20 protein-coding genes are annotated in these 18,931 nt (G+C 71.8%); 10 read left to right on the forward strand and 10 right to left on the reverse strand.

Annotated features, from left to right (window positions below; genetic code table 11):
- The first annotated feature begins 156 nt into the window (after window positions 1-156).
- The 4 genes from ACFY7C_RS30820 to ACFY7C_RS30835 all read left to right on the forward strand — a co-directional run bounded on the left by ACFY7C_RS30820 (window position 157) and on the right by ACFY7C_RS30835 (window position 3,294).
- Complete coding sequence (locus tag ACFY7C_RS30820) at window positions 157-744, forward strand: phosphatase PAP2 family protein (protein ID WP_389656685.1); 588 nt, start codon at window positions 157-159, stop codon at window positions 742-744.
- Complete coding sequence (locus ACFY7C_RS30825; protein ID WP_389656688.1) at window positions 737-1,696, forward strand: decaprenyl-phosphate phosphoribosyltransferase; 960 nt, start codon at window positions 737-739, stop codon at window positions 1,694-1,696. Before ACFY7C_RS30820 ends, ACFY7C_RS30825 begins: the two co-directional genes overlap by 8 nt.
- 194 nt (window positions 1,697-1,890) lie before the next feature.
- Entirely contained in the window at window positions 1,891-2,244 is a 354-nt protein-coding gene (locus ACFY7C_RS30830; RefSeq protein WP_389656691.1) for a GtrA family protein, read from the forward strand.
- Between the two features lie 33 nt (window positions 2,245-2,277).
- Window positions 2,278-3,294: a YihY/virulence factor BrkB family protein gene (locus ACFY7C_RS30835; RefSeq protein ID WP_389656694.1), complete on the forward strand. Its 1,017-nt coding sequence runs from the start codon at window positions 2,278-2,280 to the stop codon at window positions 3,292-3,294.
- On the opposite strand, the gene ACFY7C_RS30840 is transcribed toward ACFY7C_RS30835, so the two are convergent.
- Window positions 3,224-4,498, reverse strand: coding sequence for a D-alanyl-D-alanine carboxypeptidase family protein (locus tag ACFY7C_RS30840; protein WP_389656697.1), 1,275 nt, complete (start codon window positions 4,496-4,498; stop codon window positions 3,224-3,226). The two genes, ACFY7C_RS30835 and ACFY7C_RS30840, sit on opposite strands and share 71 nt — an antisense overlap.
- A 145-nt stretch (window positions 4,499-4,643) precedes the next feature.
- On the opposite strand from ACFY7C_RS30840, the gene ACFY7C_RS30845 reads away from it, so the two are divergent.
- The 3 genes from ACFY7C_RS30845 to ACFY7C_RS30855 all read left to right on the forward strand — a co-directional run bounded on the left by ACFY7C_RS30845 (window position 4,644) and on the right by ACFY7C_RS30855 (window position 8,000).
- Entirely contained in the window at window positions 4,644-4,889 is a 246-nt protein-coding gene (locus tag ACFY7C_RS30845) for an SCO4848 family membrane protein (RefSeq protein WP_389656700.1), read from the forward strand.
- Window positions 4,890-4,893: 4 nt separating this feature from the next.
- Window positions 4,894-6,258: a metallophosphoesterase gene (locus ACFY7C_RS30850; protein ID WP_389656703.1), complete on the forward strand. Its 1,365-nt coding sequence runs from the start codon at window positions 4,894-4,896 to the stop codon at window positions 6,256-6,258.
- Window positions 6,259-6,440: 182 nt separating this feature from the next.
- Window positions 6,441-8,000 (forward strand): ABC transporter substrate-binding protein, encoded by a 1,560-nt coding sequence (locus tag ACFY7C_RS30855; RefSeq protein WP_389656705.1) that lies wholly within the window; start codon window positions 6,441-6,443, stop codon window positions 7,998-8,000.
- A gap of 18 nt (window positions 8,001-8,018) precedes the next feature.
- Here the strand turns inward: ACFY7C_RS30855 and ACFY7C_RS30860 are convergent, their stop codons facing one another.
- Together ACFY7C_RS30860 and ACFY7C_RS30865 are read right to left on the reverse strand one after the other, a co-directional pair.
- Window positions 8,019-8,759: a TetR family transcriptional regulator gene (locus tag ACFY7C_RS30860; RefSeq protein ID WP_389656708.1), complete on the reverse strand. Its 741-nt coding sequence runs from the start codon at window positions 8,757-8,759 to the stop codon at window positions 8,019-8,021.
- Between the two features lie 81 nt (window positions 8,760-8,840).
- Window positions 8,841-9,287: a hypothetical protein gene (locus tag ACFY7C_RS30865; RefSeq protein WP_389656712.1), complete on the reverse strand. Its 447-nt coding sequence runs from the start codon at window positions 9,285-9,287 to the stop codon at window positions 8,841-8,843.
- 126 nt (window positions 9,288-9,413) lie between these two features.
- Here ACFY7C_RS30865 and ACFY7C_RS30870 point away from each other — a divergent pair, with 126 nt between their 5' ends.
- Window positions 9,414-10,205 carry an alpha/beta fold hydrolase gene (locus ACFY7C_RS30870; RefSeq protein ID WP_389656716.1) on the forward strand — a complete coding sequence of 264 codons (792 nt, stop codon included), beginning with the start codon at window positions 9,414-9,416 and terminating at the stop codon, window positions 10,203-10,205.
- Here ACFY7C_RS30870 and ACFY7C_RS30875 read toward each other — a convergent pair.
- Window positions 10,192-11,412 (reverse strand): MFS transporter, encoded by a 1,221-nt coding sequence (locus ACFY7C_RS30875; RefSeq protein WP_389656719.1) that lies wholly within the window; start codon window positions 11,410-11,412, stop codon window positions 10,192-10,194. The two genes, ACFY7C_RS30870 and ACFY7C_RS30875, sit on opposite strands and share 14 nt — an antisense overlap.
- A gap of 96 nt (window positions 11,413-11,508) precedes the next feature.
- On the opposite strand from ACFY7C_RS30875, the gene ACFY7C_RS30880 reads away from it, so the two are divergent.
- The gene (locus tag ACFY7C_RS30880) at window positions 11,509-12,048 is read left to right on the forward strand and encodes a MarR family winged helix-turn-helix transcriptional regulator (protein WP_389656722.1); all 540 of its coding nucleotides are present in this window, start codon (window positions 11,509-11,511) and stop codon (window positions 12,046-12,048) included.
- A 54-nt stretch (window positions 12,049-12,102) separates the two neighbouring features.
- On the opposite strand, the gene ACFY7C_RS30885 is transcribed toward ACFY7C_RS30880, so the two are convergent.
- The 6 genes from ACFY7C_RS30885 to ACFY7C_RS30910 all read right to left on the reverse strand — a co-directional run bounded on the left by ACFY7C_RS30885 (window position 12,103) and on the right by ACFY7C_RS30910 (window position 17,014).
- On the reverse strand, window positions 12,103-12,633 hold the full coding sequence (locus ACFY7C_RS30885; RefSeq protein WP_389656725.1) for a hypothetical protein: 531 nt from the start codon (window positions 12,631-12,633) through the stop codon (window positions 12,103-12,105).
- 97 nt (window positions 12,634-12,730) lie between these two features.
- Window positions 12,731-13,489 carry a succinate dehydrogenase iron-sulfur subunit gene (locus tag ACFY7C_RS30890; protein WP_352079839.1) on the reverse strand — a complete coding sequence of 253 codons (759 nt, stop codon included), beginning with the start codon at window positions 13,487-13,489 and terminating at the stop codon, window positions 12,731-12,733.
- On the reverse strand, window positions 13,489-15,243 hold the full coding sequence (sdhA, locus tag ACFY7C_RS30895) for a succinate dehydrogenase flavoprotein subunit (protein ID WP_389656728.1): 1,755 nt from the start codon (window positions 15,241-15,243) through the stop codon (window positions 13,489-13,491). The genes ACFY7C_RS30890 and sdhA overlap by 1 nt, the downstream gene beginning before the upstream one ends.
- Before the next feature lie 25 nt (window positions 15,244-15,268).
- On the reverse strand, window positions 15,269-15,757 hold the full coding sequence (locus ACFY7C_RS30900) for a succinate dehydrogenase hydrophobic membrane anchor subunit (protein WP_389656731.1): 489 nt from the start codon (window positions 15,755-15,757) through the stop codon (window positions 15,269-15,271).
- 9 nt (window positions 15,758-15,766) lie between these two features.
- On the reverse strand, window positions 15,767-16,147 hold the full coding sequence (gene sdhC / locus ACFY7C_RS30905; RefSeq protein ID WP_388866141.1) for a succinate dehydrogenase, cytochrome b556 subunit: 381 nt from the start codon (window positions 16,145-16,147) through the stop codon (window positions 15,767-15,769).
- A 192-nt stretch (window positions 16,148-16,339) separates the two neighbouring features.
- A complete protein-coding gene (locus tag ACFY7C_RS30910) occupies window positions 16,340-17,014 on the reverse strand; it encodes a 2-oxo-4-hydroxy-4-carboxy-5-ureidoimidazoline decarboxylase (protein ID WP_389656734.1) in 675 nt (224 codons plus the stop codon).
- A 157-nt stretch (window positions 17,015-17,171) separates the two neighbouring features.
- Here ACFY7C_RS30910 and ACFY7C_RS30915 point away from each other — a divergent pair, with 157 nt between their 5' ends.
- Window positions 17,172-18,809, forward strand: a complete 1,638-nt coding sequence (locus tag ACFY7C_RS30915; RefSeq protein WP_389656737.1) for a glycoside hydrolase family 20 protein — start codon at window positions 17,172-17,174, stop codon at window positions 18,807-18,809.
- The last annotated feature ends 122 nt before the right edge of the window (window positions 18,810-18,931 follow it).

Consider the following 18,931-nt stretch of genomic DNA (forward strand, 5'->3'; position numbering starts at 1 on the left):
CGTATCGCCGTGACTGTCGCTTATGCCGGGATTGGTGGGCGGTTCGTCGAAATGGGTGATTAAACGAGTGTCAGGAAAGCGTCCCGAGCCCTACGGCACCTGAGGGCGTCAGAGTCGCCCGTGGTTGACGGCAGCACGGGGAGGCGGGCGAGACTCATGCGACACCGGGACTGGACCGTGGCCGACCACCGGCTCCTGGCCGCGCTGCGAGCCCGCGGCCGGCGCCCCGCCGTGGCCGCCGCCGCCCGCGCGCTGTCGCACGGCGGCGAACACGCGGCGCTCTGGCTCGCGGCCGGACTCACCGCCGCCGCCCTGGACCCGCCGCGCCGCGGCGGCTGGCTGCGCGGCACCGCCCTGATCGGCGCCGCGCACCTGGCGAGCTCGGCCGTCAAGCGGGTCGTACGACGGCCCCGGCCGTGCCCCGAGGAGTACGCGCCGCTGGTCCGCACCGCCGGCCGCTACTCCTTCCCCAGCTCCCACGCCGGCTCCGCCGCCGCGGCGGCCGTCGCCTTCACCGCCCTGCACCCGCCGGCCCGGAGCGTCGCCGTCCCGGCCGCCGCCGCGATGTGCCTCTCGCGCCTCGTCGTCGGCGTCCACTACCCGACCGACGTCGCCGCGGGCGCGCTGCTGGGCGCCGCCGTCGCCACGGCGGGCCGCGCCTGGCTCCGTACGGCCGCCCCCCTCGCGGTCGGGACGCGGGCCCCGGTCCCGACCCCGGCCCCGGCGGGAGGCCGCCGTGGCTGAGCGCACCACCGGGGTCGCCGTCCTCGACCCGCCCGCCACCGCGCGCCGGGCGCCGGGGCGCCCCGCCGCCCTCGCCGTCGCCCGCGGGCTCGTGCGGACCGCACGGCCGCGCCAGTGGGTGAAGAACGTCCTCGTCGTCGCCGCGCCCGTCGCCGCGGGCCGGCTCGCCTCCTGGCCGGGCGCGGCCCGACTCGCCCTGGTCTTCGTCCTGTTCACGGCCGCCGCCTCCGCCGTCTACCTGGTCAACGACGCCCGCGACGCCGAGGCCGACCGCGCCCACCCCGTGAAACGGCACCGCCCGGTCGCCGCAGGCCTCGTCCCCGTACCCCTCGCGTACGCCACCGGCACCGTGCTCGGCCTCGGGGCGGCGGTCGCGAGCGCCCTGCTCTGCAACGCGATGACGGCGCTGCTCCTGACCGCGTACCTCGTGATGCAGCTCGCCTACTGCGTCCGCCTCAAGCACGTCCTCGTCGTCGACCTCGCCGTCGTCACCACCGGCTTCCTCATGCGGGCCATGATCGGCGGGATCGCGCTCGGCATCCCGCTCTCGCGCTGGTTCCTCATCACCACCGGCTTCGGCGCGCTCTTCATGGTCGCGGCCAAGCGCTATTCGGAGGCCGTGCAGATGGAGGACGCCCAGGGCGCGACCCGGGCGCTGCTCACCCAGTACACGACCGGGTACCTCCGCTTCGTCTGGCAGCTGGCGGCCGGGGTCGCCGTCCTCGGCTACTGCCTGTGGGCCCTGGAGAGCGGCGGCGTCGCCGCCGGTTCGCTGCTGCCGTGGCGTCAGCTCTCCGTCGTCGCCTTCGTCCTGGCCGTGCTGCGCTACGCCGTCTTCGCCGACCGGGGCACGGCGGGCGAACCCGAGGACGTCGTCCTGCGCGACCGCCCGCTCGCCGTCATCGGCCTGGTGTGGGCGGCGATGTACGGCATGGCGGTCGCGGACCTGTGAGCGGGCGTCCCCGGGACATGGGGCACACGGGGCACGCCCGGCGCACGTGGCGCACACGGCGCACGTGGCGCACACGGCGCACGTGGCGCACACGGCCCACGCGGCGCACGTGGCACACGCGGCGCGCGTGGCACACGCGGCGCGGCGGCTCGGATCGGCGACGCGAAGTACTCGGGTTCCTCGCCGTCGGGGCCGTGGCCTACGCCGTCGACCTCGGCGTCTTCCTGTGGCTGCGCGGCGCCCTCGGGCAGGATCCCCTCGCGGCCAAGGTCGCCTCCTTCCTGGCCGGCTGCACCGTCGCCTACCTCGGCAACGCCCTCGGCACCTACCGGCGCCGCGCCGTCGCCCTGCGCGAGTACGTCGCCTTCTTCGCCGTGAACCTCGCGGGCGCCGCCGTCCAGCTGCTCTGCCTCGCCGTGTCCCACCACGCCCTCGGGCTCACCTCGGCCCGCGCCGACACGGTGTCAGGGCTCGGAGTGGGCATGTTCCTGGCGACCTGTCTGCGATTCTGGGGTACGCGGACCCTTGTCTTCCGGAATGCCGCCTGACGCCACCGCCCCCGAGGGAGAGACGCGTACGACATGGACTGGCTGACCAAGCTCCCCGTCGTCGGCCCCTGGGTCTCCCGGCTCATGAGGACCCATGCCTGGCGGTCGTACGAGACCCTCGACGAGGTCCACTGGACCCGGCTCGCCGCCGCGCTCACCTTCATCAGCTTCCTGTCGCTCTTCCCGCTGATCACCGTCGCCGCCGCGATCGGCGCCGCGCTGCTGTCGCCCGAACAGCTCCACCGGATCGAGGAGAAGATCGCCGACCAGGTCCCCGGCATCTCCGAGCAGCTCGACATCGGCGGCCTCGTCGACAACGCCGGCACCATCGGTCTGGTCGCCGGCGCCGTGCTGCTGTTCACGGGCATCGGCTGGATCGGCTCGATGCGCGAGTGTCTGCGCGCGGTCTGGGGCCTGGACGACGCCGACGAGGGCAACCCGATCCTGCGCAAGGGCAAGGACGCGGTCGTGCTGCTCGGCCTCGGCGGGGTCATGCTCGGCTCGCTGGCCGCGTCCTGGCTCGGCTCCACCGCCGTCGGCTGGTCCGCCGAACGCCTCGGCGTCTCCCATCAGGGCGCCGGTGGGATCCTGCTGGAGCTCGCCGCCGTCCTGGTGGGGGTCGTCGCCGACTTCCTGATCCTGTCGTACGTCCTGACCCTGCTGCCCGGTGTCGAGCCGCGGCGCCGCGCCCTGGTGGTCGCGGCACTGCTCGGCGCGGTCGGCTTTGAACTGCTCAAGCTGCTGCTCGGCGGCTATATGAAGGGCGTCGCGGCGAAGTCGATGTACGGGGCGTTCGGCGTGCCGGTCGCCCTGCTCCTGTGGATCAACTTCATGGCGAAGCTGCTGCTGTTCTGCGCGGCCTGGACGGCCGCCGACGCCAAGCACTCCCGTGTCGAGGACTCCCGTGTCGAGGACTCCCGTGTCGAGGACTCGCGCGCCGCGGACGCCGACGACGAGTCACCCGACACGGAGCGGGACGTCAGGGATTCACGCTCTCGTCGACCGGAGGGGCCGTCCGGGCCGAAGCCGCCCGCGGCCAACGCCGGTTGACCAGGAACACGGCGCCCGCGATCAGCACGAGCATGCCGCCCGCCACGGCCAGCGCGATGCCCGCGCCGCCCGACTTCTCCTGCGCCACGGCCGCCTGGTCGGTGCCGATCGGGGCGTTCTTGCCGGGCGCGGGCGTCGAGCCGTCGCCCGCCGTCCCCGAGTCGGCTCCCGGCGTCGTGCGCGCCGACTTCGGCGCCACCAGCTCGCCGACCGGCGTCACCTTGCCCGCCGCCGCGAAGCCCCAGTCGAGCAGGCGCGCGGTCTCCTTGTAGACGGCGTGCTGCTCCTTCGACGAGGGGTTCATGACCGTGACGAGCAGCACCCGGCCGTTGCGCTCGGCGACGCCCGTGAAGGTCGCGCCGGCGTGCGTGGTGTTGCCGTTCTTGACGCCCGCGATGCCCTGGTAGGCGGGGACGCCGAGGTCGCCGGTGAGCAGCCGGTTGGTGTTCTGGATCTCGAAGGTCTCGCGCGCCTTGCCGGGCTTCAGCTCGCCGGGGAACTTGGCGCGGGGAGTGGCGGCGTACTCGCGGAAGTCGGGATTCTGCATGCCGCTGCGGGCGATGAGCGTGAGGTCGTACGCGGAGGAGACCTGGTGCGGCTCGTCGTAGCCGTCCGGGGACTTCACCACGGTGTCCAGGGCCTGGAGCTCCTCGGCGCGCGCCTGCATGTCCGCGACGGTCCTGGCCCTGCCGTTGTTCATCGCCGTGAGGACGTGGACGGCGTCGTTGCCCGAGCGCAGGAAGACGCCCAGCCACAGGTCGTGGACGCTGTAGGTCTGCTTCTCCTTGATGCCGACCAGGCTGGAGCCTGCGCCGACGCCGGCCAGGTCCTGGGGCTTCACGGTGTAGTTCTGCGTCTTCGGGAACTTCGGCAGCAGGGTGTCCGCGAAGAGCATCTTGAGCGTGGAGGCCGGGGCGAGCTTCCAGTGCGCGTTGTGCGCGGCGAGGACCTGGCCGCTCTCCGCGTCCGCGACGATCCATGAGCGGGCGCTGAGCTCCTTCGGCAGCACCGGGGCGCCGGCGCCGAGCCTCACCTGGGTGCCGGGGAGGCTGAGCAGCCTGCCGCCGACGGAGGACATCCCGGAGGGGGGCTTGGGCTGCTTGTCCGTGCCGTCCGCCTGGGCGGGGGATACGGCGAGGAGGGGCAGCAGCGCGGCGGCGGCGACCGTCAAGGCGGTCTTCGCGGTCTTCTTCGAAGCGGACACGGTCGAGAACGTACCTCGCCGCGACCTGCCGCCGAACCCCGCGGGGCGGTTCGCCCCCGCTCGTCCACCCGTCCGCAGGGCCGTCGGCAGGGCCGTCCGCGGGGCCGTCGGCAGGGGCCGAGGGGCGGATGGTGATACTGGGACCATGAAGCTCAGTCGGCCGGTCTCCTGGTTCCTGCTCGCGTTCGGGGCGTGGAGCTGGTTCATCTGGATCACTTTCGTCAAGAACCTGTGGAACGACGCGAGCGGTCTCGCCTTCGACGACGCGGGCGATCCGACGGCCTACTTCTGGGTTCACCTGCTGCTGGCCATCACGTCCTTTGTCCTGGGGACGGTCATCGGGGTGATCGGGTTGCGTGGCGTGCGCGCACTTCGGCGCGAGCGCGGATAGGGGTATGTGGGGCGTGGTCGTCTTCCTGCTGGTGCTGGTCGTGGTCCTCGCCCTTCTGGGCGCGGTCCACTGGTACGTGTGGCGTCGTCTGGTGCGTGACGTGACGGCGCCCGGCGGCGTGGCCCGCCGCCTCGGCACGGCCGCGGCGATCGTGCTGCCGCTGCTGTCGCTGGCGGCGCTCGTCTCCGGCCGTGCCGGCGCCCCCTTCGTCCTCCAGCAGATCGTCGCCTGGCCGGGCTTCCTCTGGCTCGCGCTGCTGCTGTACGTGACGCTCGCCCTGGTCGTGACGGAGCCGCTGCGGCCGCTGCTGCGGCGATGGGCGGCCCGTCGCGCGGCCGGCGCCGAGGCCGCCAGGACCGCCGAGTCCGCCCCGGCCCTGGCCGCCCCCACCGTCGCCCCCGCCGGGCGGCCCGAACCCGTCCCCGCCGCCGCGCCGGCCGCCGCGCCCGCCCTGGTGCCCGTGGTGACGGACGAGCCCGTGCCCGCGCCCGTACCGACGGACGCCCCGGTGGCGACGGCCGACGAGCCCGCGGTGCCCGACCTCTCCCGACGGCTCTTCGTCAACCGTCTCGTCTCCGGCACGGCCGCCGCCGTTGCCGCCGGGACCGTCGGTCACGGGGCGTACGGCGTGCTGCGCGGGCCGCGGGTGAAGCGCGTGACCGTTCCGTTGGCCAAGCTGCCGCGCGGCGCGCACCGCTACCGCATCGCGGTCGTGTCGGACATCCACATCGGGCCCATCCTCGGGCGCGCCCACACCCAGCGGATCGTCGACACGATCAACGCCACCCAGCCCGACCTCGTCGCCGTCGTCGGCGACCTGGTCGACGGCACCGTGGAGAACCTCGGGTCCGCCGCCGAGCCGCTCGCGCGGCTGCGGGCGCGGGACGGCGCCTTCTTCGTGACGGGCAACCACGAGTACTTCTCGGGCGCCGACGCCTGGGTCGACCACGTCCGCGACCTCGGCCTGCGGCCGCTGCGCAACGCCCGCGTGGAGATCGGCGCCGGTTTCGACCTCGCCGGGGTGGACGACGTGGCGGGCGAGAGCGAGGGGCAGGGCCCCGACTTCGTGAAGGCGCTCGGCGACCGGGACCGGGCCCGCACCGCCGTGCTGCTCGCGCACCAGCCGATCGTCATCGACGACGCCGTCCGGCACGGCGTCGACCTCCAGCTCTCCGGACACACCCACGGCGGTCAGCTCTGGCCCGGGAACTACCTCGCCGAGCTCGCCAATCCGACCGTCGCCGGGCTTGAACGCTACGGCGACACCCAGCTGTACGTGTCGCGCGGCGCGGGCGCCTGGGGACCGCCGGTCCGGGTCGGCGCGCCCTCCGACATCACCGTCGTGGAGCTGGCGTCGAAGCAGGCGTGACGGAGCGCTTGGTGACTGATACGTACGGTTCGGTCACCCGAAATCCCTTATCCCTGGACATATGCGTGCGGTGTGAAGGTTTACTCTTCCACCAGTGAAGGTCGTGTGATTGGGTGGCGCCATCGCGGCCGGGCGGAGCCCGGCGCGCCAGGGGTGGTACGCGACATAAGGAAGCACGTCTCATGCGGTCGACGGTCCGTCTGCGCGTTCTGGTCACTTGTGGGGTCGTACTGGCCGCCGGAATCGGGGGCTGGCAGCTGCTGCCCTCCGACGACGTGCGGACCGACGCCATCACCGTCGGCACCACGGACGAGGTGACCTCGCTCGACCCGGCCGGTGCCTACGACGCCGGCTCCTGGGCGATGTACAGCAACGTCTACCAGTCGCTGCTGACCTTCAAGCCCGGCTTCACCACTCCGGTCCCGGACGCCGCCGAGAGCTGCAGGTTCCTCGGCACGAGGCTGACCACGTACCAGTGCACGCTCCGCGACGACCTCACCTTCGCCGGCGGCCGCAAGATCACCGGCGAGGACGTCCGTTACTCCTTCGAGCGGATGCTGGCGATCAGGACGGACGTCGGCCCGCAGCCGCTGTTCCCGACCCTGAAGAAGATCGTGGCCGACGGGCAGAAGGTCACCTTCCAGCTCAGCGGCCGGGACGCCACCTTCCCGCTGAAGCTCGCCACCGGCGCCGGCTCGATCGTGGACCGCACCACGTACCCGGCCGGGGCGCTGCGCGCCGGCAACGCGGTCGACGGCTCCGGGCCGTACGTCCTCAAGGACTACCGGCCGGGCGTCAGCGCCCGCCTGGAGCCCAACCCCCGCTACCGGGGCGCCATCGGCAAGGCCGGCCGCACGGTCGTCGTGAAGTACTTCAAGGAGTCCGAGGAGCTCGCCGAGGCCTGGAAGAAGAAGCAGGTCGAGGTGACGCACCGGCAGATGCCGCCCGCCTTCATCAACGCGATGGAGGAGGGCTCGCAGGACGGCACCCGGATCACCGAGGCGGCCAGTGCCGAGACCCGCAACCTCAACTTCAACGTGCGGCCCGGCTCGGCGATGGCGAAGAAGGCGGTCCGGCAGGCCGTGGCCGCCGTGATCGACCGCCCCGCCATCACCACCGGCCCGTACAAGAGCACCGTCGAGCCGTTGTACTCCCTGATCCCGCAGGGCTTCCTCGGCCACAGCACCGCCTTCTACGACACCTATCCGGAGCCGAGCACCGCCAGGGCCGAGAAGCTGCTGAAGGACGCGGACGTCGACACCCCGGTGAAGTTCACCCTGGGGCACCGCGAGGACGCCACCTACGCGGCCGAGGCCGCCGAGCTGAAGAGGCAGCTGGAGGAGACCGGGCTGTTCGAGGTGGAGGTCCGGTCCGTGGAATGGCAGGCCTTCCAGAAGATGTACGCGGCGGGCAGGTTCGACGCCTACACGGTCGGCTGGCTGCCCGACTTCCCGGACTCCGACAGCTTCACCGCGCCGCTCGTCGGCAAGGACAACACCCTGCACAACGGGTTCTCCAGCCCCCTGATCGACTCGCTGATCGCCTCGACGCAGCAGTACAGCGACCGCGCGCGGGCGACCGCCGACTTCAAGTCCATCCAGGCGGAGGTCGCCAAGGAGGTGCCGCTGGTGCCGCTGTGGCAGAAGAAGGACTACGTGCTGTCGACGGAGGCCGTGGCCGGCTCCCAGTACCTCTCGGACGGCACGGGCATCTGGCGCCTGTGGGAGCTCAGCTGGATCTAGGGTCGATCGACCCGGCCCTCAGGACTTGCGCGTGCTCCGCTTGGGCTTGCCCGAGGCCGCCATCCCGGCCGCCGTCGGCATGAAGTCCGACAGGACGTCGTGGACGTCGGTGACCAGCGGGCGCAGGATCCGGAAGCGGGAGAGCGAGATGGCCCGGGCGGTGACCGGCGCCAGCCGCTCGACCAGGCGCCGGCTGTTGGCGGCGCCCTCGGAGCGGTCGTACACCCAGAACAGCACCAGACCCATCTGCTGGAGCCACAGCAACCGCGGCAGCGGCTCGGCCAGTTCGCGGTCGACCTTCACCGAGGCCCCGCGGATCACCCGCCGGTGGACCTCGATCGCCGCCTCCCGCGGGCCCTCCGACTCGGGGGAGAAGGGGCTGAGCGGGCTGTCCGGGTCGGCGGCGTTCTTGAAGAACTGGGCGGCGAACTCGTGGTACGGCTCGGCGATGTCGAGCCAGGCGAGGAGCACCCCGCGGATCCGGGCCGTCAGGTCCTTCTCGCCGCTGTCCAGGATGGGCGCGACGGCCGCCTGGTGCTCCTCGGCGATCCGGTCGTAGAAGCCCTGGACGAGGTGCTCCTTGGAGGAGAAGTAGTAGTAGGCGTTGCCGACGGAGACCCCGGCCTCCTGCGCGATGGCCCGCATCGTCGTCTTGTCGTAGCCGCGCTCCTTGAACAGCCGGAGCGCGGTCTCCAGGATGAGGGCACGGGTCTGTTCGCTCTTCGGCGCCTTGGCGGGCCTGTCCTGCTTCTCTTCCATCGCGTCCTCCACAGGCCCTGAGCCTAGTCGGACCGGTCAGGTGCCTCGCACCGCCCGTCCCGTCCCCGTCGGCCCGGGGCGTCAGCCGCCGGTGGCCGGGGTGGCCCAGGGGTTCGGGCCCTGGGGGCCGCCCCGGCCGGGGGCCCAGCCCTGCGGGGGCGCCGGCGGGACCTGTCCGCGCTCCATGACGCCCCGGCGCCGGATCCGGTTGAGGACGTACACGTTGGCGAGGTGCATCACGCCGAGGACGAGGAGCACGACCCCGAGCTTGACCGAGAGGGCCTCGAAGAGCCGGCGGGCGTCGAGGACGGCGTCGTCCTGGCTCAGATAGAGCGCGACGAAGCCGAAGTTGACGAGGTAGAAGCCGACGACGAGCAGATGGTTGACGGCGTCCGCGAGCTTCTCGTTGCCGTGCAGCACGTCGGCGAGGAAGACCTTGCCGTTGCGGCTGAGGGTGCGGGCGACCCAGACGGTGAGCCCGGCGCTGATGAGCAGGTAGACGACGTAGGCGACGACAGTGAGGTCCATGCCCTCACGCTCCCTTGAACGCGTTCAAAGCTGACGTCGATGACTGTAGACCTCCCTTTGAACATGTTCAAGCGGGTGCCGGAAAGCCCTGGCGGGAGCCAGCGGGCGGCCCATAGGGTCGGGGGCATGACACTTGCTCACGACGTGGCCGGCGACGGCGCATCGACCGTCCTGCTGCTCCACTCCGGCGTCTGCGACCGGCGCATGTGGGAGGGGCAGTTCCACGCTCTCGCCGAGGCCGGACACCGCGTGGTGCGCTGCGACCTCCGCGGCTTCGGCGACACCCCCGTCGACGGCCCGCACGTCCACGCCGACGACGTGGCCGCCCTGCTCGACGGTCTCGGCGTCGAACGGGCCGCGCTCGTCGGCTCCTCCTTCGGTGGCGAGGTCGCCCTGGAGTTCGCCGCCCGTCACCCCGGACGGGCCACCGCCCTCGCGCTGCTCTGCGCCGCCGCGCCGGTGGAGCTGGAGCCGAGCGACGGACTGCGGGCCTTCTTCACGCGTGAGGAGGAGCTGATCGAGGCCGACGACCTGGACGCGGCCGTCGACCTCAACGTCGACCTCTGGCTCGGGCCCGACGCCGGCGCTCCCGCCCGCGAGCTCGTCCGGCGGATGCAGCGCCGGGCCTTCGAGCTCCAGCTCGCCGCCCCCGAGGAGTTCGAGGCCGCCCCCGCGGGCCTCACCGAGGCCGGTCTCGCCGCGATCGACGTCCCCGCCCTCGTCGTCTCCGGCGCCCACGACGTGCCGGACTTCCGGTTCATCGCGACCCGGCTCGCCGCCCTGCTCCCCGACGTCCGGGAGGTCGCCCTCGACTGGGCCGGCCATCTGCCCGCCCTGGAGCGCCCCGAGGAGACCGCCCGTCTGCTCGCCGACTTCCTCGGCCCGCGCGGCCCCCTCGGTCCGCTCAGCCGGCCCTGAAGTCGCGCACCCCCGGGAAGAGGGCCGTCCCCAGGCAGCAGCCCGCGACCGCCACCGCCGCGACGACCAGCGGCACCCCGGGCCCCCACGCCGAGGCGGCGAGCGGGGCCAGGGCGTAACCCAGCGGCATCGCCGCGAAGGAGAGCAGCCAGTCGTACGAGGTGACGCGGGCGAGCGCGTGCGCCGGGACGGCCCGCTGCACCGCCGTCTCCCACACCGGGGTGAGGAACCCGAGCCCGGCCTGGGCGAGCCCGTACGCGCCGATGACCACCGGCGCGGGCGCGCCGACCGCCAGGAGCAGCAGCGGCAGCGCGTAGGTGGCGAGCCCGAGGTTCGCCGCGAGGATCGGGCGGCCGGGGTGGATCCGGTCGGCGGCCAGGGAGCCGAGCAGCAGCCCGACCGCGCCCACCTGGAGGAACACCGCCCAGGCGAGGTCGCCGCCCAGCCGGTCCAGGGCGATCGCCGGACCGAGCGTCATCAGCACGGCGGCGGCCCCGTTCCAGGCGCTGTGCCCGATCAGGCTGGTCCAGTACCAGTCACGGGAGCGGACCTCGAGCCAGCCCTCCTTGAGGTCGGCGAGGACCGAGCGGTGCGGGATCCTCACCCGCTCGACCCGTACGGCGCACAGCAGCGCGGCGCTGACCGCGAAGCTCGCCGCGTCCAGGACGAACGCCCAGCCCGGCCCCACGGTCAGGATCAGCGTCCCGGCGAGGGCCGGCCCGCCGATCCGCGTCGCGCTGTGGGCGACGGCCATCGCCGCGTTGGCCCGCTGCAGCGCCTGTGCCGGGACGGTGCCCTTGACCAGCGGGGCGGCGGTGGGCGCCGCGAACGCGCCGGCCGCTCCGCCGGCCACCTCGACGGCGGCGATGACCGCGAGCGAAGGGGCGCCGCCCAGGAGCTGGACGCCCACGACGAGTTGGGTGACGCACCGGACCAGGTCCGCCGCCAGCGCGACCGTACGGGCGTCGAACCGGTCGCCGACCACGCCGCCCAGCGGCAGCAGAAGCAGCTTGGGCACCATCGCGCAGGCCAGGACCAGCGCCAGGGCCGAGGTGGATCCGGTCGCCTTCAGGACCGCGAGGGCGAGGGCGGCCGGGATGACGGAGTCGCCCAGGAGGGAGAGCGACCGCCCGAAGAAGAGCAGCCGGAAGGAGCGGGTGCGCAGGGGATGGGGGACGGGCGGGGTGGGCGTGGTGAGGGCAGGCATGCGCCGCAGGTTATTTCGATACCGAATAATTCGTCAACGAAATACTTGGGGTCGCTCCTCCCCCGTGAGGGCGCCCCGGCGACGTACGATCGCCCCATGGCCCCCACCGAGGAACCTCGCGAGTCCCCGCACGACTGGACCGACGAGCACGTGGCCCGCTGGCAGCCCGTCCTGCCCGGCCTGGACCCGGTCGTCGAGGGCGCGGTCACGCGCATGAAGAAGCTGTCCGTCCACCTCCGCCGGGTGCGCGAGCAGTCGCTCGTCGACTTCGACCTCGAACGGCACGAGTTCGACACCCTCCACAAGCTCGCCGGCCGCGGCGGCAGCGCCGCCCCCTCCGAACTCGCCCAGGACCTCGACCTCGCGCCCGCCTCCGTCACCGGCCGCCTCGACGCCCTGGAGAAGCGCGGCTTCGTCCGCCGCACCCCCTCCACCACCGACCGGCGCCGGGTCGTCGTCGAACTCACCGACTCCGGACGCGCGACCTGGCTCGGCGCCATGGACGTCCTCGGCCACGAGGAGGAACGCCTCCTCGGCGTCCTCGACCCCGAGGAACGCGACAGCCTCAACGACATGCTCCGCCGGATCATGCTCGCCGCGGAACGGGACACCGGCTCCGGGCCCTGGCACGGCTAGCCCCGCCGCCGGAAGGAGCCCCGGAGCGGCGGGCGCCACGGGGCCCGCCGCTCCTCACATGCTGAGCGAGCGCGCGTAGTTGAGCTGGCCCATCACCCAGTGGATCGTGTCCGGGCCGGTCGCCGGGATCATCGTGGCGTGGTGCCGGCCGCCGCTGGTCACCGTGATCTGGATGAATCCGGTCGTCTGCTTCTCCTTCATCAGCAGGAACAGCAGTCCGAGCAGGCAGAAGATGAAGAAGACGATCGCCAGCACGATCGCCACCGTGGGCATCTTCTCCTCCGTCCGCGACATGTCCATCGCGTTCCACACCGCGCCCTTGAGCGGCATCGGCCCGGCCGGCGTGATGATCTGGTCGCCGACCACGGTGATGTCACCGAGGGCCAGCAGCGGCGCGCCCGCCGCCGCGCCGAGCGGGACCGGAGCGTGCTGCGGCGGGACCGGGACACCGCCCGGCAGGGTCGGCTGGTAGGCCGGCGGGGGCGGCGTCTGCGGATAGCCGTAACCGGGCGTCCCGGCCTGATGGCCCGGGCCCCACTCGTAGCTTCCCGAGTCCTCCGACTTGTAAGGGTTCGGCTCGCTCATCAGTCCCCGTCCTCCACACACGCGCGTGCGCACACGAAAAAGCCCGCTTCTGCACGTCGCAGCGTACAGAAGCGGGCTTCCCCGCAGTGACCAGGTGTCAGAAGCGGCGGGTGATCAGCGCGCGCTTGACTTCCTGGATCGCCTTGGTGACCTCGATGCCACGCGGGCAGGCGTCCGTGCAGTTGAACGTCGTGCGGCAACGCCACACGCCGTCCTTGTCGTTCAGGATCTCCAGGCGCTGCTCGCCCGCCTCGTCACGGCTGTCGAAGATGAAGCGGTGCGCGTTCACGATCGCGGCCGGGCCGAAGTACTGGCCGTCGTTCCAGAAGACCGGGCAGGACGACGTGCACGCGGCGCACAGGATGCACTTGGTGGTGTCGTCGAAGCGCTCGCGGTCCTCGGCGGACTGCAGGCGCTCGCGGGTCGGCTCGTTGCCCTTGGTCACCAGGAACGGCATGACGTCCCGGTAGGCCTGGAAGAACGGCTCCATGTCGACCACGAGGTCCTTCATCACCGTCAGGCCCTTGATGGCCTCGATGGTGATCGGCTTCTCGGGGTTGATGTCCTTGATCAGCGTCTTGCAGGCGAGCCTGTTCTTGCCGTTGATCCGCATCGCGTCCGAGCCGCAGATGCCGTGCGCGCACGAGCGGCGGAAGGTCAGCGTGCCGTCCAGGTCCCACTTGATCTTGTGGAGACCGTCGAGCACGCGCTCCTTCGGGTCGATCTCGATCTGGAAGTCCTCCCAGACCGCCGCGTCCGAGATCTCCGGGTTGAAGCGGCGGATGCGGAAGGTGACCGTGATGTAGGGGGACGCGGCGGAGTCCTTCTCCACCTTGTCCAGTACGGGGGTAGCCATCAGTACTTACGCTCCATCGGCTGGTAGCGGGTCTGGACGACCGGCTTGTAGTCGAGACGGACGGTCTCGGAGCCGTCCTCGCCGACCTCGCGGTACGCCATGGTGTGGCGCATGAAGTTGACGTCGTCGCGGTTCGGGTAGTCCTCGCGGTAGTGACCGCCGCGGGACTCCTTGCGCGCCAGGGCCGAGACGGCCATGACCTCGGCCAGGTCGAGCAGGTTGCCCAGCTCGATGGCCTCCAGGAGGTCGGTGTTGAAGCGCTTGCCCTTGTCCTGGATGGACACGTTCTTGTAGCGCTCGCGCAGCTCGGCGATCTTCTCGACGGCCGTCTTGATGGTCTGCTCCGTACGGAACACCATCACGTTGGCGTCCATCGTCTCCTGGAGCTCGCGGCGCAGGTCGGCGACCCGCTCGTTGCCCGTGGAGTTGCGCAGACGCTCGATCTGCTCCTCGACGAAGGAGGCGGGGTTCTCCGGCAGCTCGACGTAGTCGGCCTTGGCGGAGTACTCGGCGGCGGCGATGCCGGAGCGCTTGCCGAAGACGTTGATGTCGAGCAGCGAGTTGGTGCCGAGACGGTTGGCGCCGTGCACCGAGACACAGGCGACCTCGCCGGCCGCGTACAGGCCCGGGACGACGGTGGTGTTGTCCGCCAGGACCTCACCCTCGACGTTGGTCGGGATGCCGCCCATGGCGTAGTGCGCGGTGGGCTGGATCGGGATCGGGTCCGTGTACGGCTCGATGCCGAGGTACGTACGGGCGAACTCGGTGATGTCCGGGAGCTTGGCGTCCAGCTGCTCCGGCGGGAGGTGCGTCAGGTCCAGGTAGACGTGGTCGCCCTCGGGACCGCAGCCGCGGCCCTCGCGGATCTCCGTGTAGATGGAGCGGGAGACGACGTCACGGGACGCGAGGTCCTTCATGACCGGCGCGTACTTCTCCATGAAGCGCTCGCCGTCCTTGTTGCGGAGGATGCCGCCCTCGCCGCGGGCGCCCTCCGTCAGCAGGATGCCCATGCGCCAGATGCCCGTCGGGTGGAACTGGAAGAACTCCATGTCCTCCAGCGGCAGACCGCGCCGGTAGCAGGCGGCCTGGCCGTCACCGGTCAGGGTGTGGGCGTTGGAGGTCACCTTGAAGAACTTGCCGGTGCCGCCGGACGCGTAGATCACGGCCTTCGCCTGGAAGACGTGGATCTCGCCGGTGGCCAGCTCGTAGGCGACCACACCGGCGGACTTCTTGATGCCGTCGACCTCGGTGATCAGCTGGTCCAGGACGTAGAACTCGTTGAAGAACTCCACGCCCTCCTTGACGCAGTTCTGGTACAGCGTCTGGAGGATCATGTGGCCGGTGCGGTCCGCGGCGTAGCAGGACCGGCGGACCGGCGCCTCGCCGTGGTTGCGGGAGTGACCGCCGAAGCGGCGCTGGTCGATGGTGCCGTTCGGGGTCCGGTTGAACGGCAGACCCATCTTCTCCAGGTCGAGGACGGCGTCGATGGCCTCCTTCGCCAGGATCTCGGCGGCGTCCTGGTCGACCAGGTAGTCACCGCCCTTGACCGTGTCGAAGGTGTGCCACTCCCAGTTGTCCTCCTCCACGTTCGCCAGCGCGGCGGCCATGCCGCCCTGCGCGGCGCCCGTGTGGGAGCGGGTGGGGTAGAGCTTCGTCAGGACGGCGGTGCGGCTGCGCTTCGTCGCCTCGATGGCGGCGCGCATGCCGGCGCCGCCGGCGCCGACGATGACGGTGTCGTACTTGTGGATCTTCATGACGTGGATTACCTCAGCCCCGTGCCTAGCGGATGTTCGGGTCGAAGGTGAAGATCACCAGCGTGCCCAGAAGGATGGTGAACACCGTGGCGGTGTACAGCAGGCCCTTGAGCCACAGGCGCGTGTTGGCGCGCTCCGCGTAGTCGTTGATGACCGTGCGGAGGCCGTTGGCGCCGTGCAGCATCGCGAGCCACAGCATCAGCAGGTCCCAGACCTGCCAGAACGGGGACGCCCAGCGGCCGGCCACGAAGGCGAAGCCGATCTTGGAGACGCCGCCGTCCAGGAAGAGCTGGATCAGCAGGTGACCGAGGACCAGGACGACCAGGACGATGCCCGAGAGGCGCATGAAGAGCCACGCGGCCATCTCGAAGTTGCCTCGGGTCGCGCGCGGGGTCTTGCCGGTGCGCTTGCGGGGGGCCTCGATGTACGGGGCCGGGTTGTCCACGTCGTAGGCAGCGCCCTCGACGGGACCGATCGCGGAAGTGGTGTCAGCGACTGAGTTGTTTGCAGACATGGTCTGGCGTCAGCTCCCGAACAGTTCACGTGCGGCGTGGCCGAGGACGGGGTAGACGGAGCCCGCCATCAGCACGACCCAGATGCCCACGACGGTCCAGAGCATCTGCTTCTGGTAGCGCGGGCCCTTGGACCAGAAGTCCACGGCGATGACACGGAGACCGTTCAGCGCGTGGAAGAGGATGGCGGCGACGAGGCCGTACTCCAGCAGAGCGACGATCGGCGTCTTGTAGGTCGCGACGACCTCGTCGTACGCCTCGGGGGAGACGCGGACGAGAGCGGTGTCCAGCACGTGTACGAACAGGAAGAAGAAGATGAGGACGCCGGTGACTCGATGAGCCACCCAGGACCACATTCCTTCCCGGCCGCGGTACAGCGTTCCAGCCGGCACGGAAAAACCCTCCGGGAGCGGGGATCGGGGCCGGCCGGCTTCTCTGTCGGTCAGGCCCGGCCGGGTACGGTCCACCGGCCCCGGTCATCGTAGCGACGACTTGTCGGTTCGCTCGCGCGGGGTCCATAGGTGTGATCAAACAGGCACGGACGGGCTATCTTTCGCCCCCGAATCGCCGCATTACGGGCGAACTCACCAGGCGGTGATCGAACGGGTGAGCCGGGTCCGGGCGAGTCGGCGGAGCTCCTCGGCGGCGATCACCCGTTCCTCCTCCCTTTCGTTGCCGAGACGTGACCGGATGCCCGCGAGGACCTGGTCGAGCCGCTCACCGGCCGGCACGCCGTCCAGGCTGATCACGAACGCGTGACCGAAGCGGCTCTCGTACGCGGCGAGGGCGGCCCGCAGCGCGGTGCGGGCGGCCGGCGGCGCGTCCGGGTGCGGCAGCGCGGCCGTCTCGCGGGACAGGGCCTCGGCGAGATCGCCGCCCGAGAGGTCGTAACCGGCCTCGTCGGCGGCGGCCAGCAGCGCGTCCAGGGTCGGGTACGGCCGGTGCGCCGCCACCCGTTCGGCCCAGCGTCGGCTGCCGCAGCAGTCGAGCAGCAGGTTCTCGGCCACGGAGGCCGGGGCCGCGTTGAAGCGCACGAGGCCGGAGTGGTCGCCGAGGTGCCGGGCGGTGCCCTGCTGGGCAGGTATGGCGGGGGAGAGCGCGGTCCGGCAGGGGGCGGCGTGGGTGTCGCTGGTCAGCGGGGACTCCGGAGGCGAAGGGCGCGAGCCAGGCGGAAGCGAGCGGGTGGTGAGGAGCGGTGAAGAGCGGTGAAGAGTAATGAAGGACGGTGAGAAGGCGGTGAGGGGGTGGCGAAAACCCATGGGGTGGATGTGACGCCACGCTATCGGCGGGACGGGGGAAGTGTCCGACGGATGCGCGAATTTCACCTGGACGAGTGGGTTTCGTCGAGGGGGTGGACGGAAGTGACGGAAAACCCCGGGATGCCGTTGTTCATCCCATGAGGGAGGATTCCGAGTGATGCGGTACTCCATACGAGGGCCCCGTCGGGGCCCCGCACTGATGGCGGCCGCGGTGGCGCTGGTCACCGTGACGGCCTGCTCCAACGGTTCTCCGTCCGCTCCGCCGGACGTCCCCACCCCCACCGGGAGCTCCCCGTCCGGCGCGGTCACCACCACCACGGCGGCGCCGCCCCCGAGCCCCACGCCGACGCCGACCCCGACGAAGACCTATCCGCTGTCCACCGCGCCCCAGGTGATCCCGGCCGTCCGGAACCACACGGCGGCCCGCGGCCCCGGCTGGAAGCCCGGACCGGACACCGGTGTCGTCGTCGCCGCGAAGGACGAGCGGGCCCTCGCCGACGAGGCCCGGCTGGTCGCGGGGGAGCTGGGCGTCCCGTACCGCGGCACCGCGGCCGCCCGGCCGGGTGACGTCAGCCTCGCCCTCGGCGGGCGGGGCGCGGCCGAGTCGTACACCCTCACCGTCCAAGGGGGCGGGGTCCGCATCACCGGACCCGACCAGGCCGGCGTCTTCTACGGCACCCGGACGCTCAAGCAGTCCGTCAGGTCGACCGGCACGATGCCCGAGGGCGTCGTCACCGACGCCCCCGCGAAGCCGCAGCGCGGACTGATGGTCGACATCGCCCGCAAGCACTTCACCGCCGGCTGGATCGAGGCCCGGGTGCGCGAGATGGCCGACCTGAAGCTCAACCAGCTCGGTCTGCACTTCTCCGACGACCAGGGCTTCCGCATCGCCTCCGACAGCCACCCCGAGGTCGTCTCGGCGCAGCACCTCAGCAAGGCCGAGGTGCGCCGGATCGTCGCCCTGGCCGCGAGCCTCCACATCACGGTCGTCCCCGAGATCGACTCGCCCGGACACCTGGGCGCGGTCATCGCCGCCCACCCGGACCTCCAGCTCGTCAGCGCCACCGGCAGGACCCCGCGCGGGGCGGTCGACATCTCGAAGCCGGCCGCCGGGAAGATCGTCGACGAGCTGTTGCGGGAGTACGCGGGTCTCTTCCCCGGCGGTTACTGGCACCTGGGCGCCGACGAGTACGTGGCGCTGATGTCGCAGAACCCCGAGGCGACCTATCCGCAGCTCGCCCGCGCCGCCACCGCGAAGTACGGCGCCTCCGGCCGGGTCCAGGACCTGGCGACCGGCTGGCTCAACGACCGCGCGGCCGTGGTCCGGCTGACCGGAAAGGAGCTGCGGGCCTGGAACGACGGCTTCTTCACCGGCGGGGTGGTGAGCGCCGACCGGGACATCCAGGTCGCCTACTGGACGGGCAAGGAGATCGGCGCCCGGACGCCGGTCTCGTATCTGAGCGCCGGCCGGAAGATGATCAACTACAACGACGAGTACCTCTACTACGTACTCGGCCAGCCCAACCAGTTCACCTATCCGACCGGCCGCCGCATCTACCAGGAGTGGACCCCGCTCGTCGTGCGCGGCACCACGGCCGTGCCCGCCCGCTACGACCCGCAGATCCTGGGCGGCGTGTTCGCCGTCTGGTGCGACCTGGCGGGCTCGCAGACCCAGGCGCAGGTCGCGGACGGCATCCGCATGCCGCTCACCGCGACGGCCCAGAAGCTGTGGGACGCGCGGAAGCCGGCGCTGAGCTGGGCGGAGTTCCGGGCGCTTGCGGGCCGGGTGCGCTGAGCCCCGGGACCCGGCGGGCACCCGGAATCCGTCGGCGTACTCAGGTCCTCTGAGCGATTTCCCCGTGGACGCGGCCCCTCCGCGGGCCGTACGTTCCCTCCGCTGCGGCCGTGCGGTCGCGC

The organism is Streptomyces sp. NPDC012769, from assembly GCF_042901205.1.
Classification (GTDB): Bacteria; Actinomycetota; Actinomycetes; order Streptomycetales; family Streptomycetaceae; genus Streptomyces.

What these genes read in the sequence shown, in the direction of transcription:
- ACFY7C_RS30855 (WP_389656705.1), top strand. Translation starts at nt 6,441, where the DNA reads ATGCGGTCGACGGTCCGTCTGCGCGTTCTGGTCACTTGTGGGGTCGTA.
- ACFY7C_RS30835 (WP_389656694.1), top strand. Translation starts at nt 2,278, where the DNA reads ATGGACTGGCTGACCAAGCTCCCCGTCGTCGGCCCCTGGGTCTCCCGG.
- ACFY7C_RS30860 (WP_389656708.1), bottom strand. Translation starts at nt 8,759, where the DNA reads ATGGAAGAGAAGCAGGACAGGCCCGCCAAGGCGCCGAAGAGCGAACAG.
- ACFY7C_RS30890 (WP_352079839.1), bottom strand. Translation starts at nt 13,489, where the DNA reads ATGGCTACCCCCGTACTGGACAAGGTGGAGAAGGACTCCGCCGCGTCC.
- ACFY7C_RS30870 (WP_389656716.1), top strand. Translation starts at nt 9,414, where the DNA reads ATGACACTTGCTCACGACGTGGCCGGCGACGGCGCATCGACCGTCCTG.
- ACFY7C_RS30915 (WP_389656737.1), top strand. Translation starts at nt 17,172, where the DNA reads ATGCGGTACTCCATACGAGGGCCCCGTCGGGGCCCCGCACTGATGGCG.
- ACFY7C_RS30850 (WP_389656703.1), top strand. Translation starts at nt 4,894, where the DNA reads ATGTGGGGCGTGGTCGTCTTCCTGCTGGTGCTGGTCGTGGTCCTCGCC.
- ACFY7C_RS30875 (WP_389656719.1), bottom strand. Translation starts at nt 11,412, where the DNA reads ATGCCTGCCCTCACCACGCCCACCCCGCCCGTCCCCCATCCCCTGCGC.
- ACFY7C_RS30880 (WP_389656722.1), top strand. Translation starts at nt 11,509, where the DNA reads ATGGCCCCCACCGAGGAACCTCGCGAGTCCCCGCACGACTGGACCGAC.
- ACFY7C_RS30900 (WP_389656731.1), bottom strand. Translation starts at nt 15,757, where the DNA reads ATGTCTGCAAACAACTCAGTCGCTGACACCACTTCCGCGATCGGTCCC.
- ACFY7C_RS30910 (WP_389656734.1), bottom strand. Translation starts at nt 17,014, where the DNA reads ATGGGTTTTCGCCACCCCCTCACCGCCTTCTCACCGTCCTTCATTACT.
- ACFY7C_RS30820 (WP_389656685.1), top strand. Translation starts at nt 157, where the DNA reads ATGCGACACCGGGACTGGACCGTGGCCGACCACCGGCTCCTGGCCGCG.
- sdhA (WP_389656728.1), bottom strand. Translation starts at nt 15,243, where the DNA reads ATGAAGATCCACAAGTACGACACCGTCATCGTCGGCGCCGGCGGCGCC.
- ACFY7C_RS30845 (WP_389656700.1), top strand. Translation starts at nt 4,644, where the DNA reads ATGAAGCTCAGTCGGCCGGTCTCCTGGTTCCTGCTCGCGTTCGGGGCG.
- ACFY7C_RS30885 (WP_389656725.1), bottom strand. Translation starts at nt 12,633, where the DNA reads ATGAGCGAGCCGAACCCTTACAAGTCGGAGGACTCGGGAAGCTACGAG.
- ACFY7C_RS30865 (WP_389656712.1), bottom strand. Translation starts at nt 9,287, where the DNA reads ATGGACCTCACTGTCGTCGCCTACGTCGTCTACCTGCTCATCAGCGCC.